Raw genomic sequence first — 14,671 nt, 5'->3', positions numbered from 1 at the left:
TCGCAAGGGGCGAGGAATGATCGAGGCAGTCGGTCTGACGAAGCGCTACGGCGCCAAGACAGCCGTGCACAACCTGACGTTCCGGGTGCGGCCGGGCGCCGTCACCGGTTTCCTGGGGCCCAACGGCTCCGGCAAGTCGACGACCATGCGCATGATCCTCGGCCTGGACATGCCCACCGCCGGCCGGGTCACCATCGGCGGCCACCCCTTCCACAAGCTCCCCAACGCCCCCCGCCAGGTCGGTGCCCTCCTCGACGCCAAGGCCGTGCACGGCGGGCGCAGCGCCCGCCAGCACCTGCTGTCCCTGGCGCAGCTCTCCGGCATCCCGGCCCGCCGCGTCGACGAGGTCCTCGGCGTCGTCGGCCTCCAGGGCGTGGCGAGGAAGCGCTCCAAGGGCTTCTCCCTCGGCATGGGGCAGCGCCTGGGCATCGCCGCGGCGCTGCTCGGCGACCCGCAGGTGCTGCTCTTCGACGAGCCGGTCAACGGCCTGGACCCCGAGGGCATCCTCTGGGTCCGTAACCTCATGAAGCGGCTGGCGGCCGAGGGCCGTACGGTCTTCGTCTCCTCGCACCTAATGAGCGAGATGGCGCTGACCGCCGACCACCTGATCGTCATCGGGCGCGGGCAGCTCATGGCCGACATGAGCATCAAGGACTTCATCTCGGCGAACTCCGCGGACTTCGCCCGCGTCCGTACCCCCGACGGCGAGCCGGAGGGCCGCGAGAAGCTCACGGCCGCCCTGGTGGAGGCCGGCGCCCAGGTCCTGCCGGAGCAGGACGGCGCCCTGCGGGTGACGGGGCTGGCGCTGCCGCGGATCAGCGACCTCGCGCACGGCGCGGACGTCCGCCTCTGGGAGCTCTCCCCGCACCAGGCCTCCCTGGAGGAGGCGTACATGCGCATGACCCAGGGCGCGGTCGACTACCGCTCGACGGTGGACCAGCGCGCCGGTCTCCAGGCGCCCGCCCAGCCGTGGCAGCAGACCGCCGCGGCCCCGCAGGGCTGGCCCGAGCAGGCGTACCCGGTCCTGCCGGGCGAGCAGCCGAACCCGTACGCCCAGGCCCAGGCCCAGGCGGCACGGCAGCCCGGCCCGGCCATGCCGGCCGCCGGCACACAGCCGTCGGCGCCTCAGGCCCCGCATGCACATCAGCAGCCGGCCGCGGCCCAGCAGGCACCGCACGCACCGCAGCTGCAGCCGCAGGCACCGCAGTGGCAGGCACCTCAGGCACCGCAGCCCCAGGCCGCCGCCCCGCAGGCACCGCAGCCGCAGCCGCAGGCCGCCGCGCCCGCACCGCACCGGCCCACCGCGGCCGTCGCAGCGCCCGCCGCCCCCGCCCCCGCCCCCGACCACGCCCCCGCCGGCCCGACCAAGCGCGACAGCGAGGACGCCCGATGACCACTCCCCAGCACCCCGCGCCCCCGCAGCACGCTCCGCAGCACCCGCCGCAGGCCTCCGCGGGCGCGCCCGCCTACGGGCAGCCGTCCGCGCCGCAGGGCGGCTACTGGCCCGGCCAGGCGCCCGCCGCCGGCTACGTCTCGCCGATCCCGATCCGCAGGGCCACCCTCGCCGACGCCCTGCTCTCCGAGTGGACCAAGATCCGCTCGGTCCGCTCCACGATGTGGACGCTCGGCGTGATGATCGTGCTCGTCGTCGGCATCGGCCTGCTGGTCGCGACGGCGTACAGCAGCACGAGCAGCACGCTGGAGGGCAACTCCCCCCTGGGCCTCGGCTTCTTCGGCATCCTGCTGGGCATCGTCTGCGTGATCACGCTCGGCGTGCTGACGATCTCGTCCGAGTACGGCACGGGCCTGATCCGCACGACGCTGACCGCCTGCCCGGACCGCGGCCGCGTGCTGACGGCCAAGGCGATCGTGTTCTTCCTTCTCACGTTCGTGATCACACTGCTGTCGACCCTGCTGGTGGCGATGGCCGACATCGCGCTGCTGGGCGACCGGTCCACCGTCGAACCGAGTGCGGGGGAATGGCTCCGGGCGACGGTCGGCGTGAGCCTTTACGTGGCGGCGCTCGGCCTGCTGGCCCTCGCCATGGGCACGCTGCTGCGGCACTCCGCAGGGGCCATCACGGTCATGCTGGGCGTGGTGCTGCTCCCGCTGGTCCTGGCGATGTTCATGGTGGGCGACGCCCTTGAGGACCTCCGCAAGGGCCTGTTCGATTACTCGATCCCCAACCAGCTGTCGGCGTTCTACACCACCGCGGCCGGTGCGATGGACGAGGGTCCCACGGGCTGGGACTCCCTGTGGATCATGCTGGGCGTGGCGGCCGTGGCCATGGCCGGCGCCTACGCCTCACTCCTGCGGCGCGACGCCTAGGTCCGCACCGGCCGCCCGCCCGGCCGTCAGTACCTCGGCGCGTTACGGGACCGCTGGAGCCGCACGCTCCGGCGGTCCTTCGCGTTCCAGCAGGCCTTGTGCCAGTGGCGCCGGTCGTCGATCCCTCCGCCGTACTGCGGCCAGGCGACCACGTGCGGCACCCCCGGGGGGATCTCCTGGTCGCAGCCGGGGCAGCGGTAGTGCTTGGCCGCCGCACCGCCCCCGATCATGCGGACCGCCCAGTCCTCGCCCTGCCAGGCCTCCGTGCGCTCCAGGCCGTACCGCGCGCCGCTCTCGTCGCGCGGGAGGGGGGCTTGTTTGTCGGCGCCGCCTCGCGGGCGGTTTCGGCGCGGAGACACGGGGCACCTCGGGAGGTCTGGGGCTACGGGTCGCGACCAGCCTACGCGGCACGGTCACCACCCCGGTCCGGCATCCTCGCGGCACTATGGCGTCCGCGCTCCGATCATCATGAAAACTTCACGCTCGGCCGTACCTTTGGCACGTGTCAGCCGTTATTGCCTCCAGGGGGATGCCGCGTCGGTCGCTAGGAGGAACAAGAGCGATGCGCGTTGGAGCATTTGTCCTGGCCGCCCAGTTCCCGGGCCAGGGCCACGAGGAGGCGCTGTACCGGGCCGTCCGCTCGGCCGAGGTCGCCGAGGAGGCGGGGCTGGCCGCGGTCTGGCTGGCGGAACACCACTTCGTCCCGTACGGGGTCTGCCCGTCCGCCGTCACCCTGGCAGCCCTGCTGCTCGGCCGCACCCGCACCATCGACGTCGGCACGGCCGTGAGCGTGCTGCCCACCACCCACCCCGTGGCCCTGGGGGAGCAGGCGGCGCTGCTGCACCTGACATCGGGCGGAAGGTTCACTCTCGGGGTGGGCCGGGGCGGGCCGTGGGTCGACCTGGAGGTGTTCAACTCAGGCCTGGGGGCGTACGAAGAGGGGTTCCCCGAATCGCTCGAATTGCTGATGCGGTGGCTGCGCGAGCCCCGGGTCGGCAGTGCCGGTGAACGGTTCGCCTTCCGCGAGGTGCCGGTCGTGCCCCGGCCCGACGACCCGCTGGACTCCACCGGCCCCGGGGTGATCGTCGCCTGCACCTCCCCCGCGAGCGTGCGGCTGGCGGCGGCCCACGGCCTGCCCATGCTGCTCGGCATGCACAGCACGGACGAGGAGAAGGCGGAGATGGTGGCCTGCTGGCGCAAGTGCGCTCTGGAGGCCGGGAGTTCACCGGAGACGGTGGCGGCGGCCGGCCATGTGGCCGCCGGGGTGGTGCAGATCGCGGACCGCGCCCAGGAGGCGAGGGAGACGCTGCTGAAGGCGATGCCGGGCTGGCTGCACTACGGCCTGTCGGCGCATGTGACGGTCGACGGCAGGGCGCGCGCGATGCGCGATCCCCTCGCGTATACGGAGTTGCTGTGCGAGCTGCATCCCGTCGGCTCGCCCCGGCTGTGCGCGGACCGGCTGGCGGTCACCTCCGAGCGGACGGGCATCAGCCGCTTCGCCCTCCTCGCCGAGGGCTCCGGCGACCTCGCGGCCACCGAGGAGAACCTGCGCCGGCTCGGCTCGGAAGTACTTCCCCTGCTCGCCTGACTCCCCCGTGCCCCCTGCCCCAGGCCCCCTGGCGGAGCTGCCGCCCCCGCGCTCTCTCGCCTCCCGGACCGGAGCGGCAGCACGGTACGCGTCAGCAGTCGCGGAGCTCCGGCGACTGGTTCAGCAGCTGCCCCCGGACCGAGGTGAAGCGGGCCAGGCGTTGGTCCACCGAGCGGTCGACGGGGAAGACCGCCACCCGGTGGCAGTTCTGGAACGCCAGCCGGACCCCGAAGTGTCGTTGCAGCGCACCACGAATCGCGTCACTCGCCAGGGCGCGCAGCAGCTGGCCGCGCGCCTGCTCGTCCGGCGGGGGCGTCCGGTTGTCGGCGAACTCTCCGCCCTCGACCTGGAGCCGGTCCACCAGAGAGCTGATCATCTCCCACGCATAGGGCAGGGAGTTCCGGACGCAGTCGACGAAATCGGCTTCGTCGACCTCGCCTCGCTCGGCCTGTTCAAGGAGGGCCGGTGAGACGTCGAGCGACATGAGGTTCTCCTCTCGCGACCCCGCGAGCGGGGTCTCAGGGATGGGCGAGCGGACGACGACGCCCAGTGCCCGTACGGCGACCGCCCGCTTCAACGGTAATCCGGCCACTGCTGCCCCACCAGGAGAACACCGACAACTGGCCAAAGCCCGAGGGCCGGTCCAGGGCGAATCGCGTGGAGTGGCGGAAGTCGAGTAGCGTGACACACCATGCGTCTCGTCATCGCCCGTTGCTCCGTGGACTACGCGGGCCGGCTCACCGCCCATCTGCCCTCCGCCCCCCGACTGATTCTGGTCAAGGCGGACGGCAGCGTCAGCATTCACGCGGACGACCGGGCCTACAAGCCCCTCAACTGGATGTCCCCGCCGTGCACGCTCAAGGAGGACGTCGAAGACGGCACCGGCGTGTGGACGGTGATCAACAAGGCGGGCGAGAAGCTCATCATCACCATGGAAGAGGTCCTGCACGACTCCTCGCACGAGCTCGGCGTCGACCCCGGCCTCATCAAGGACGGTGTGGAAGCGCACCTGCAGGAGCTCCTCGCGGACCGCATCGAGACCCTCGGCGAGGGCTACACCCTGGTCCGCCGCGAGTACCCCACGGCCATCGGCCCGGTCGACATCCTCTGCCGCGACGCGGACGGCGCGACGGTGGCCGTCGAGCTCAAGCGGCGCGGCGACATCGACGGTGTGGAGCAGCTCACCCGCTACCTGGAGCTCCTCAACCGCGACCCGCACCTCGCTCCCGTGCGCGGCGTCTTCGCCGCCCAGGAGATCAAGCCGCAGGCTCGCGTGCTCGCCACGGACCGCGGCATCGGCTGCGTCGTCCTGGACTACAACGCCCTGCGCGGCATCGAGGACGACAAGCTGCGACTGTTCTGAGGGCTTCTTGTCCTCAAACGCCGGACGGGCTGCCATCGCAGCCCGTCCGGGGGCACCTCCCAGCGGTAGCTGGGGGAGCTTGAGGACCGGGGTCCGGGGCGGAGCCCCGGTCACCTAGACGACAGGCGTGCCGCCCCCGGCAGACGGGTTGCCCGACGCCGGCCCGCTCGCCGAGTCGGAGCTGCCGCCCGCGGGAGGCTGGGACGGAGTCGTCGGCGGGTCCGGAGACTTCGTCGGCGGCTGCCCGTCACCCGTCCTGGTGGGCGTCGGCTGCGTGGTCGGCGGCTTCGGGGACTCCCCGCCGCCGGGCGTGCGCGTGGGGCTCTGCGGGGGCCGGCCCGGGCTGGACGGCGCCCCCGTCGCCGGGCCGCCGCTGGTCTGCGGGGCGGACGGCGAAGCACTGCCGGAGGGGCCCGGCGTACCGGGCCCGTCGCTCGTGCCGGGCGTCCGCCCGGGCTCCCGCGGCCTGTCCTGCACCTGTGGCGCTCCCGGCTCGCCCGCCGTCGGCTCGTCGGCGCTCAGCCCGCCGTCGCCGTCCTGCTGGGACGCCGACCGGCCCGGTTGCACCGTGTCCGAGTGCGTGCCGCCCTTGTCACCGGAGGTGGCGCCGAGGGTGACGACCGTGCCGAGCACGGCCGCGAGGAGAGCACCCGCGCCCGCCGCGAGGAGGTTGCGCCGGTTGCCGCCGGACATCAGCTTCTGCGCCCACGACTGTTCGGCCACCGGACCGCGCTGCGGGGCGGCGGGCGGCCGGGCCGCCGACGCGCCCGGCGGCAGGATCTTGTTGACGACCGTGGTCGTGGAGTCGTCCGGCTGCCGGCGCGCGAGCACCGGAGGCACCTTCGCGGGCGGCGCGGCCGACTCCTCGCTGCGCGCGTCCGGGATCTCCTCGCCGGCCGGCGTGTGGCTGTCGCCGCTGACGCGCTGCCGGCCGTCCGTCCTGCCCGGCAGGGGCGGCAGCGGCGGCAGGGGCGGCACGGGCCCGGAGGGGGGACGCGACGGGGCGCCGCCGGGGCCGGGCCGGGCGCCCATGGCCAGGCCGGAGCGGTCGGCGACCAGCGCCAGCGCCCGCCGCCCGGCGACGGCGCCGCGCTTGTCCGCGAGGACGCCGCGCAGGCCGATGGACGCCTCCAGCTCGGCGCGGGCCCGGTCGAGGTTGCCGCTGCACAGGGCGAGTACGCCCAACTCGTGGTGGAAATACGCTTCTTCACCGACTTCGCCCGCGAGTCGGGCGGCCTCCTGCCCGTAGCGCAGGCTGCGCTCCCACGCGCCCCAGTGCAGCGCCGCCGCGAACGCCGGCGCGGCGGTGCGGGCCAGCAGCACGGCGGCGGCGCGGTGCCCGGCCTCGGCGTCGCCGATCAGGGCGCCCATCGTGGCGAGGACCGCGTCGGACTCGACGGCGATCCGCTCGGGGGTGACGGAGGGGTGCCCGGCCCACCAGGCGTAGTGCTGGGCGGCGGCGTGCGCCTTGGCGGTGGCGTCACTGCCGTAGCCCTCGGCGAGAAGCTGGTCGGCGATGCCGGCGGCCAGCCGGTAGTGCGCGCCGACGGTGGTGATCAGGCCGCAGGAGAGGAGCTCGCCGATGGCGGCGTCGGCGTGGGTGTCGCCGGCCAGGGCGGGCAGATGCGCCTGGTGGGGCACCTCGCCGCCCAGGGCGACCGCGAACCGCAGGGTCTCGCGGGCGGCCTTGGACAGCCGGGAGGAGAGCAGGACGGCAGGCGCCGCGGCCTCGGCGAGGCTCGGCAGCGCGATGCCCTGGGCATCGGCGCTCCCGTCGGTCTCCTCGGCGGCGCCGGAGGCGGCGTAGGGCCGTTCGGCGAAGACCCCGTACTCGTCGACGGCCGCCGGGCCACAGGCCTGGGCGTCGCGCTGCCGCAGCAGCGCACCGGCCTGGACGAAGCGCAGCGGCAGCCCCTCGGACTCGAACCACAGATCTGCGGCCCAGCCCGCCTCCTCGTCCGTGAGCGGCCGGTCCACGGCCCGCTCCAGCAGCTCCAGGCAGCCGGTGCGGTCGAGCCCGCCGAGGAAGACCTCTTCCAGGTGCGAGTCGGCGGAGGGCGCGGCCACATCGGGGGTGGCGGCGAGCAGGAAGGCGCACTCGGGAGTGGCGTCCAGGAGCTCGTCGAGCGTGCTGCCGCCGAACTCCAGGTCGTCCAGGACCACGACCGCGCCGATCTCGTGCACGGCGGCCGGCAGCTCGGTGCGGTCCAGGCGGTGCAGCGGCGCGTGGTGGACGGCCGCGAAGAGCTCGTGCAGCAGGTCGGTGGGGGTGCGGTGGTAGCCGCTGAGGCGTACGACGCCGTCGGGCGCGAGGTCCGCGCAGTCCTCGGCGACGGCGTCCAGCAGGGCGCTGCGCCCCGAGCCGGAGGGTCCGGTCAGGCGTACGGAGCGGCCGCGCGAGAGGAGCCGGCCCAGTCTCTCGCGCTCCTCCTCGCGGTGCAGCAGGGGCAGCTGGGGGCCGGCCTGCCGGGCGGGCACGGGGGGAGCGGCGGCGCGGCGCAGCTCGGCGCGCTGCTCGGGGCCGTGCCGTTCGGGGCGGTCCGGGAGGGCGCCGGGCGGGCAGGGCTCTATTTCGCTGCCGTCGACCGGGTTGACGGTGACGAGGTAGTCACCGCAGACGAGCTGGACGACGCGGACGGGGCCCTGGCCACCGCTGGATGCCTCCGGCGCCGGCGCCGCTTCGCGAGGTGGGCGCTGCTTGCCGCTGTCCTCGGCGGGAGTGCGCTCGTCGTCGTGGAATTCCTCGGGTCCCCGGTTCGTCGGGTCCATGGTTCAGAGCCCCCAAGATGCGTGGCGTGCCGTCGTGCCCTCCGGCCTGTCCGCACTCCTTCGACCTCCGGCCGGGGCGCTGCCCGTGCCGTCGATTCCGGTCCGGTGCCCGCCGTGGGCTTTGGTGGGCGGCGGGAAACCGAACAGACCTTGGCACAGTATCTACGACCGGGAGGGTGCCGCGTCGCCACGGGACGTCACAGTCTCGTGAGGATCGGGGTACTCGCGCCGCAGGGGGCTCACCGGGCCCGCCCGGCGCCCCTCGTCCCATGGGGCAGCCGGCGGGCGGGTGGCTCAGGCCCTCGGCAGGGCCTGCGGGGAGGGGGCGTCGATGCCGCCTGTCTGGGCACTCTCGATTCCCTCGATTCCCTCGATCGCGAGGATGCGGTGCAGCCGGGTGGCCACCAGGAGGCGCTGCATCCGGTCCGGCACGCCGCGCAGGACGAGCCGCCGCCCGGTGCGCCCGGCGCGGCGGTGAGCCCCCATGATGACGCCGAGCCCGGTGGCGTCCCAGGAGTCCAGCTCGGTCAGGTCGAGGACGAGGTCGCCTCGCCCGGCGTCGAGGGCGGAGTGCAGGACCGTACGGGCGTCCGCCGCATTGCGGACGTCGAGGCGCCCCCCGACGACCAGTTCGGCGTGGTCGCCCCTGATGTGCATATGCGCTCCCGGGAGTGGTGCCTGATGAGGGTGTGGCTCTAAAGAACTGACTGCCTCTCACACGACAAAGTTGCCGCCTGTAAGCGAACCGACACCGAATTCACCCCACAGGGTGAAGCCCGGTGGACGGTTCAACCTCAGTGCTGGTAGAAGCCCTGACCGCTCTTGCGGCCGAGGTCGCCCGCGTCCACCATGCGGCGCATGATCTCCGGCGGGGCGAACTTCTCGTCCTGGCACTCGGTGTAGATGTTGCCCGTGGCGTGCATCAGGATGTCCACGCCCGTCAGGTCCGCGGTCGCCAGCGGCCCCATGGCGTGGCCGAAGCCCAGCTTGCAGGCGATGTCGATGTCCTCGGCGCTGGCCACGCCCGACTCGTACAGCTTGGCGGCCTCGACGACGAGGGCCGCGATCAGACGGGTGGTGACGAAACCCGCCACGTCGCGGTTGACGACGATGCAGGTCTTGCCGACGCCCTCGGCGAACTCACGGGCCTTGGCGAGCGTTTCGTCGCTGGTCTTGTAGCCGCGCACCAGCTCGCACAGCTGCATCATCGGCACCGGGGAGAAGAAGTGGGTGCCGACGACCCGCTCCGGGCGGGACGTCGCGGCCGCGATCTTGGTGATCGGGATGGCGGAGGTGTTGGAGGCCAGGACCGTCTCGTCCTTCACCAGGCCGTCCAGGGTGCGGAAGATCTCCCGCTTGGTGTCGATGTCCTCGAACACCGCCTCGACGACGATGTCGGCGTCGGCCGCCGCGTCCAGGTCGGTGGTGGTCGTGATCCGCTCCAGCGCCTGCTCGGCCGCCGCGGCCTCCAGCTTGCCCTTGGAGACGAACTTCTCGTACGAGGCCTTGATGCCGTCCGTCCCGCGCGTGAGCGCGGCGTCGGTGACGTCCCGGAGCACGACGTCCCACCCGGCCTGGGCGGAGACCTGCGCGATCCCGGAGCCCATCAGTCCGGCCCCGATGACGGCGAGCTTCTTGGCCACGGCTGTCCCCTTACTCCCTGTGCATGTATCTGTTCATTTACGGCTCTCCGCCCGGAGATTAGCGCCCGTGAGCGCGCGGTTGGGCAGTAAGAGATGCGCGTCACGTCCCGAATGACGGACATCACACTGAGACGGCCAGGGGCCGGGTCCCACCCTGCAGTTGGGCCCCTCGCGACTCAGGGGTCACACAGCCCGCACCGTGCCCTCGTGTGGCGCGGGCACGCCGCTCCCCCATCGGGCCGGTGCCGTGACTACGCTCGGACCCATGGTCAATCTGACGCGTATCTACACCCGCACCGGTGACGACGGCACCACCGCCCTCGGCGACATGAGCCGCACCGTGAAGACCGACACCCGCATCGCGGCGTACGCCGACGCGAACGAGGCGAACGCCGCGATCGGGGTGGCCATCGCGCTGGGGCAGCTGCCCGCGGAGGTCGTCAAGGTGCTCGTACGAGTGCAGAACGACCTCTTCGACGTGGGGGCGGATCTCGCCACTCCCGTCGTCGAGGACCCCAAGTACCCGCCGTTGCGCGTCGAGCAGTCCTACATCGACAAGCTGGAGGCGGACTGCGACCACTTCCTGGAGGACCTGGAGAAGCTCCGTAGCTTCATCCTCCCCGGCGGCACGCCGGGTGCCGCACTGCTGCACCAGGCCTGCACGGTCGTACGGCGCGCCGAGCGCTCCACGTGGGCGGCGCTGGAGCTGCACGCCGACATCATGAACCCCCTGACGGCGACGTACCTCAACCGGCTCTCGGACCTGCTGTTCATCCTGGCGCGGACGGCCAACAAGGAGCTCGGCGACATCCTGTGGGTACCGGGCGAGAACCGGTAGCAGGGGGGGGCACCGCGGTGTCCTCGATCGCCGGACGGGCCGGATGTCAGCCCGTCCGGCGGGCGGGGAGGGGAAGGACCGCCGAAGCGAGGCAACCGCTACCGCAGGCCGTTCTCCACGGCCGTCATCAGCGTGCCGCTGTCGCCGGACATCTCCCAGATCATCACGCCGCCCAGTTTCCTCGGCTTGAGCCAAGCGGTCTTCTTCCCGATGGACCACGCGTCGTCGAACGTCCACCACTGGCCACCGGGCCCGGTGTAGCCGTACGTCGCCACCGCCTGCTCGTCGTGGTGGACGGTCAGGTTCGGCACGGACGCCAGCAGATTGTCGTAGCCGCGGGTGCCGGCCTCCTCGGGGAACTGGCCGGGGGCCGCGCCGCCCGCGGCCTGCCACACTCCCCGGGCCCCGCCGTCGGCGACCTGCTGCCAGCCCCGGCCGTAGAAGGCCAGGCCCAGCACGACCTTCCGTGGGTCGACGCCCGCGTCGAGGTAGGTCTGGACGGTCCGTTCCACGCTGAACTTCGTGGGGTACGGGTCCTTGGCGTCGGCGTAGAGGTTGCCCTGGTGGCCGGTGCGGTTCGGCTCCCAGCTGTTGTCGCTGCCGGAGCCGTGGAAGTCGTAGCCCTGGACGTTGGCGAAGTCCATGTAGTCCAGGACGCTGGGCGTGCCGTCCTTGGTGGTGATGTCCCAGCCCGCGTCGATCTTCGCGGGGTCGGCCGGGGTGAAGGCGGTGAGCAGGTACTTCTTGCCGGTCGTCCCGCTCAGCGCGTCGAGCTGCCTGCGGAACTCCGCGAAGAGCAGCGTGTTGCCGGCCTTGTCGTCCTTGGAGACGTGGTTGCCGGCGTGGCCCTCGGAGCCGGGCCACTCCCAGTCGATGTCGAAGCCGTCGAAGATGCCGGCCGCGGCGCCGTTGCCGCCGCGCCCGCCGGTCGCCGGCAGGTTGCCCTTGATGTACATGTCGATGCAGGACTTCACGAACTTCTGGCGCGAGGCGTCGGTCCTGGCGACGTCCGAGAAGTACTTGCTGTAGGTCCAGCCGCCGATGGAGATATTGATCTTGAGCTTGGGGTACTTGGCCTTGAGCTTCTTGAGCTGGTTGAAGTTGCCGGCCAGCGGCTGGTCCCAGGTGTCGCCCACGCCGTCGACGGACTCGCCGGCGCCGAAGCCCTTCTCGTAGTCGGCCCAGGAGTCACCGGCGCCGTCGCCCTGGCCGGGGTCCTGGGGGTTGGGGGTGGTGGCCTTGGTGACGCCGTTGAGACAGGTGAGGTTGACCGGGTCGATGTTGGAGAACGAGTAGTTGATGTGGGTCAGCCTGGCGGCGGCACCCGTGGTGTCCAGGGACTTCACGGTGTAGCCACGGCCGTAGATGCCCCACTGCACGAAGTAGCCGGCCTTGATGTAGTCGCCGCCCGGCTGGGGCTCGCCGCCGCCGGTGGTCCGTACGGTCAGCGGTGCGCTGGCCGGGCCGGTCTGGCCGGCCGTGTCGCGGGCCACGACCGTGTAGCGGTACTCGGTGCCGGGGCTCAGGCCCGTGTCGGTGTACGCGAGCTTGGCGACGGTGGCGACCTTCGTCGGGCCCCGGTAGACGTCGTAGTCCTTGACGCCCTTGTCGTCCGTGGCGGCGGTCCACTTCAGCGAGACGCTGTCCGCGCCCACTCCGGTGGCGAGGGGCGTGCCGGGCGCGCCCGGCACGCTGTCACCCCCGGACGAACCGTCGCACGGGCCGCGGTTGAGCCTGCAGCCGACGGGCTCGCCGTCGCCGGAGGCGACGAAGCCGAAGGTGACGCCGGCGCCTGGTGCGAGAGTGCCGTTGTACTCGCGGTTCGTGGCCGTCACATGGCTGCCGGAGGTGCTGACCAGGGCGTCCCAGAAGGAACCGACCGTGGTGGAGGCGGGGAAGTCCCACTCCACGGCCCAGGAGTCGAGGGTGGTGGTGCCGGTGTTCCTGACCGTCCACTGGCCCTGGAAGCCCGTCCCCCAGTCGGAGGTCTTGACGAATGTCGCCGTCGCGGAGGCCGCGGCATGGGCCGGAGCCGCCAGTCCGACGAGGGTGGCGAGCGGCAGCAGCAGCGCCCCGAGGGCGGCCACCACGGCTCTGATGCGAGAGATGCGAGTGATGCGTCTGCGTCGTCCCAAGGTTCCTGTGCTCAAGGGGTGCTCCCCTGGTGAGGTCCGGACAGGGTGGGGGGTGCGCGTTGTGGGGGGAGCGTAAGAAGGTCCGTACCAATGGTCAAGAGGTCTGGACCAGACCCAACTCCCGTGCCAGCACGGCCGCTTGCAGCCTGCTGCGCAGCTCCAGCTTCCCCAGCAACCGGCTGACGTGGGTCTTCACGGTCGCCTCCGCCATCCCCAGCCGCTCCCCGATCTCCGCGTTCGACATCCCCTCCCCCAGCCGGGCCAGCACCTCCCGCTCCCGCCGGGTGAGCACCTCCAGCACGGCCGGACCGGGGCCGCCCGGCGGGCGTACGGGCGTGGGGCGGGCGAACTCCGCGATGAGGCGGCGCGTGACCGCCGGGGAGATCAGGCCCTCGCCACGCGCGACGGTCCGTACGGCCGCCACCAGATCACCGGCCTCGCTGTCCTTGAGCAGAAAGCCCGCGGCACCCGCACGCAGCGCCCCGAAGACGTACTCGTCCAGGTCGAACGTGGTCAGCACGAGCACGTCGGCGAGCTGCTCACCGGTGATCTGCCGGGTGGCGGACACCCCGTCCAGGCGCGGCATCTGCACGTCCATCAGCACCACGTCCGGGCGCAGCTCCCGCGCCGTCCGCACGGCCTCCTCGCCGTCGGCGGCCTCCCCGACGACCTCGATCCCGGGTGCCGAGCGCAGGATGAGCACGAGCCCGGACCGCACGGCGGCCTGGTCCTCGGCAACGACAACGCGGACCGTCATCAGACCTTCTCCTCGCATCCGACGGGCAGTTCGGCCCGTACCTCCCACACCGTGCCGCCATCCGCCACGGGTCCCGCCGTCAGCTCCCCGCCCAGCAGCGCGACGCGCTCGCGCATGCCGACCAGGCCCGCCCCGGCGCCGGGTGCCCGCGGGCCCGAGTGGTCGCCCAGCGCACTGGCCACCCGTACCGTCAGCGGCCCGGCGCCCTCTCCGGCACGGGTCAGCTCCACCGTCACCTCGCCCGGCGCCGCGTGCTTGACCGCGTTGGTCAGCGACTCCTGGACGATGCGGTACGCCGCCAGCTCCACCGGCACGGGCAGCGCCGCACCGCCGCGCTCGTCGCGCAGCGCGAACGAGAAGCGGTCGTCCGCCACGGAGCTGCGGGCCCGTGAGACCAGCGCGTCGAGGCCGTCGAGCGTGGGGGTGGCGGCGGGCTCGTCCGCACCCACCTCCTCGCGCAGCAGGCCGATCAGCCGGCGCATCTCGGCGAGGCCCCGCACGCTGTTCTCGCGGATCACGCCCAGCGCCTGACGGGACGCCTCCGGCTCGTCGATCGACAGGGCGGCCGAGGAGTGGATCGCGATGGCCGACAGGTGCCCGGCCACCATGTCGTGCAGCTCGCGTGCCATCCGGGCGCGCTCCGCGCCCACCGCCTCGCGCCGGTCCAGCTCGGCCAGCAGCGCGGTCCGTTCGGCCTCCAGCCGGGCGGCCTCGGCACGGTCGCGGTGCCTTCGGACGCCCACCGCGGTCCAGGCGGGGGCGGCCGTGATCACTCCGAAGCCCGTGCCGAGGAGCAGGGCCTCCGGCTTGCGCGTCGCGATCAGGGCCAGCAGCGTCACCAGCGCGGTGAGGATCTCGCAGGTCCGCGGGATCCGGCGGGCCGCAGCCGGCGGCCCGTACAGCACGGCCGCGTAGACGATGTCGGTGTACATCACGATCGTGGCGACGAGCGTGCCGGTGATGATGTCCAGCGTCACCGCGCACGTGCCGATCACCAGGCCCGCGAGCGGAGCCCGGCGACGCAGCAGCTCGGCCCCGGCCATCACCACCAGGTCGACCAGCGCCAGCCACTTCGGCAGCCCGAACCAGGCCTTCTCGCCGGTCAGGCCCAGGAACCACAGCAGGAGCCCGCCGAGCAGCCCGGCCGCGCCGATGAGCATCGCTTCGCGATCGGGGGGCTGACGGAGGAGGCGGACCGGCATGGATCCATCACAGCACGTCGCAAGCGGAACGGTCGTCCCCTGCCTGGG

13 protein-coding genes are annotated in these 14,671 nt (G+C 72.8%); 5 read left to right on the top strand and 8 right to left on the bottom strand.

Annotated elements, in window-relative coordinates; all coding sequences use genetic code 11:
• The first annotated feature begins 16 nt into the window (after positions 1 to 16).
• Positions 17 to 1,393, top strand: coding sequence for an ABC transporter ATP-binding protein (locus AB0F13_RS03320; RefSeq protein WP_362074255.1), 1,377 nt, complete (start codon positions 17 to 19; stop codon positions 1,391 to 1,393).
• On the top strand, positions 1,390 to 2,328 hold the full coding sequence (locus AB0F13_RS03315) for an ABC transporter permease subunit (protein WP_362074252.1): 939 nt from the start codon (positions 1,390 to 1,392) through the stop codon (positions 2,326 to 2,328). Before AB0F13_RS03320 ends, AB0F13_RS03315 begins: the two co-directional genes overlap by 4 nt.
• A 26-nt stretch (positions 2,329 to 2,354) precedes the next feature.
• Here AB0F13_RS03315 and AB0F13_RS03310 read toward each other — a convergent pair whose 3' ends face one another.
• On the bottom strand, positions 2,355 to 2,687 hold the full coding sequence (locus AB0F13_RS03310) for an ATP/GTP-binding protein (protein WP_362074249.1): 333 nt from the start codon (positions 2,685 to 2,687) through the stop codon (positions 2,355 to 2,357).
• 203 nt (positions 2,688 to 2,890) lie between these two features.
• Between AB0F13_RS03310 and AB0F13_RS03305 the strand changes: the two genes are divergently transcribed.
• Positions 2,891 to 3,916 (top strand): LLM class flavin-dependent oxidoreductase, encoded by a 1,026-nt coding sequence (locus AB0F13_RS03305; protein WP_362074246.1) that lies wholly within the window; start codon positions 2,891 to 2,893, stop codon positions 3,914 to 3,916.
• A gap of 91 nt (positions 3,917 to 4,007) precedes the next feature.
• On the opposite strand, the gene AB0F13_RS03300 is transcribed toward AB0F13_RS03305, so the two are convergent.
• Positions 4,008 to 4,400, bottom strand: coding sequence for an SCO5389 family protein (locus AB0F13_RS03300; RefSeq protein ID WP_362074519.1), 393 nt, complete (start codon positions 4,398 to 4,400; stop codon positions 4,008 to 4,010).
• Between the two features lie 207 nt (positions 4,401 to 4,607).
• Between AB0F13_RS03300 and nucS the strand changes: the two genes are divergently transcribed.
• Positions 4,608 to 5,279: an endonuclease NucS gene (gene nucS / locus AB0F13_RS03295; protein WP_362074243.1), complete on the top strand. Its 672-nt coding sequence runs from the start codon at positions 4,608 to 4,610 to the stop codon at positions 5,277 to 5,279.
• 114 nt (positions 5,280 to 5,393) lie between these two features.
• On the opposite strand, the gene AB0F13_RS03290 is transcribed toward nucS, so the two are convergent.
• The 3 genes from AB0F13_RS03290 to AB0F13_RS03280 form a co-directional block, all read right to left on the bottom strand.
• Positions 5,394 to 8,048: an ATP-binding protein gene (locus AB0F13_RS03290; RefSeq protein ID WP_362074241.1), complete on the bottom strand. Its 2,655-nt coding sequence runs from the start codon at positions 8,046 to 8,048 to the stop codon at positions 5,394 to 5,396.
• A 294-nt stretch (positions 8,049 to 8,342) separates the two neighbouring features.
• Positions 8,343 to 8,705 carry an STAS domain-containing protein gene (locus AB0F13_RS03285; protein WP_362074238.1) on the bottom strand — a complete coding sequence of 121 codons (363 nt, stop codon included), beginning with the start codon at positions 8,703 to 8,705 and terminating at the stop codon, positions 8,343 to 8,345.
• Between the two features lie 137 nt (positions 8,706 to 8,842).
• The gene (locus AB0F13_RS03280) at positions 8,843 to 9,691 is read right to left on the bottom strand and encodes a 3-hydroxyacyl-CoA dehydrogenase family protein (RefSeq protein ID WP_362074235.1); all 849 of its coding nucleotides are present in this window, start codon (positions 9,689 to 9,691) and stop codon (positions 8,843 to 8,845) included.
• Positions 9,692 to 9,956: 265 nt separating this feature from the next.
• Between AB0F13_RS03280 and AB0F13_RS03275 the strand changes: the two genes are divergently transcribed.
• Positions 9,957 to 10,529: a cob(I)yrinic acid a,c-diamide adenosyltransferase gene (locus AB0F13_RS03275; RefSeq protein WP_362074232.1), complete on the top strand. Its 573-nt coding sequence runs from the start codon at positions 9,957 to 9,959 to the stop codon at positions 10,527 to 10,529.
• Positions 10,530 to 10,627: 98 nt separating this feature from the next.
• On the opposite strand, the gene AB0F13_RS03270 is transcribed toward AB0F13_RS03275, so the two are convergent.
• From AB0F13_RS03270 to AB0F13_RS03260, 3 genes are all read right to left on the bottom strand, one after another.
• Positions 10,628 to 12,619, bottom strand: coding sequence for a glycoside hydrolase family 18 chitinase (locus tag AB0F13_RS03270; RefSeq protein ID WP_362074229.1), 1,992 nt, complete (start codon positions 12,617 to 12,619; stop codon positions 10,628 to 10,630).
• 139 nt (positions 12,620 to 12,758) lie between these two features.
• Positions 12,759 to 13,421: a response regulator transcription factor gene (locus tag AB0F13_RS03265; RefSeq protein ID WP_362074226.1), complete on the bottom strand. Its 663-nt coding sequence runs from the start codon at positions 13,419 to 13,421 to the stop codon at positions 12,759 to 12,761.
• Entirely contained in the window at positions 13,421 to 14,623 is a 1,203-nt protein-coding gene (locus AB0F13_RS03260; protein ID WP_362074223.1) for a histidine kinase, read from the bottom strand. The genes AB0F13_RS03265 and AB0F13_RS03260 overlap by 1 nt, the downstream gene beginning before the upstream one ends.
• Between the last annotated feature and the right edge of the window lie 48 nt (positions 14,624 to 14,671).

This window comes from Streptomyces sp. NPDC026206 (genome assembly GCF_040638465.1).
In the GTDB taxonomy this organism is placed as follows: domain Bacteria; phylum Actinomycetota; class Actinomycetes; order Streptomycetales; family Streptomycetaceae; genus Streptomyces.
The sequence above is the reverse complement of the archived record's forward strand: the minus strand, read 5'-3'. Positions and strand labels throughout refer to the sequence as shown.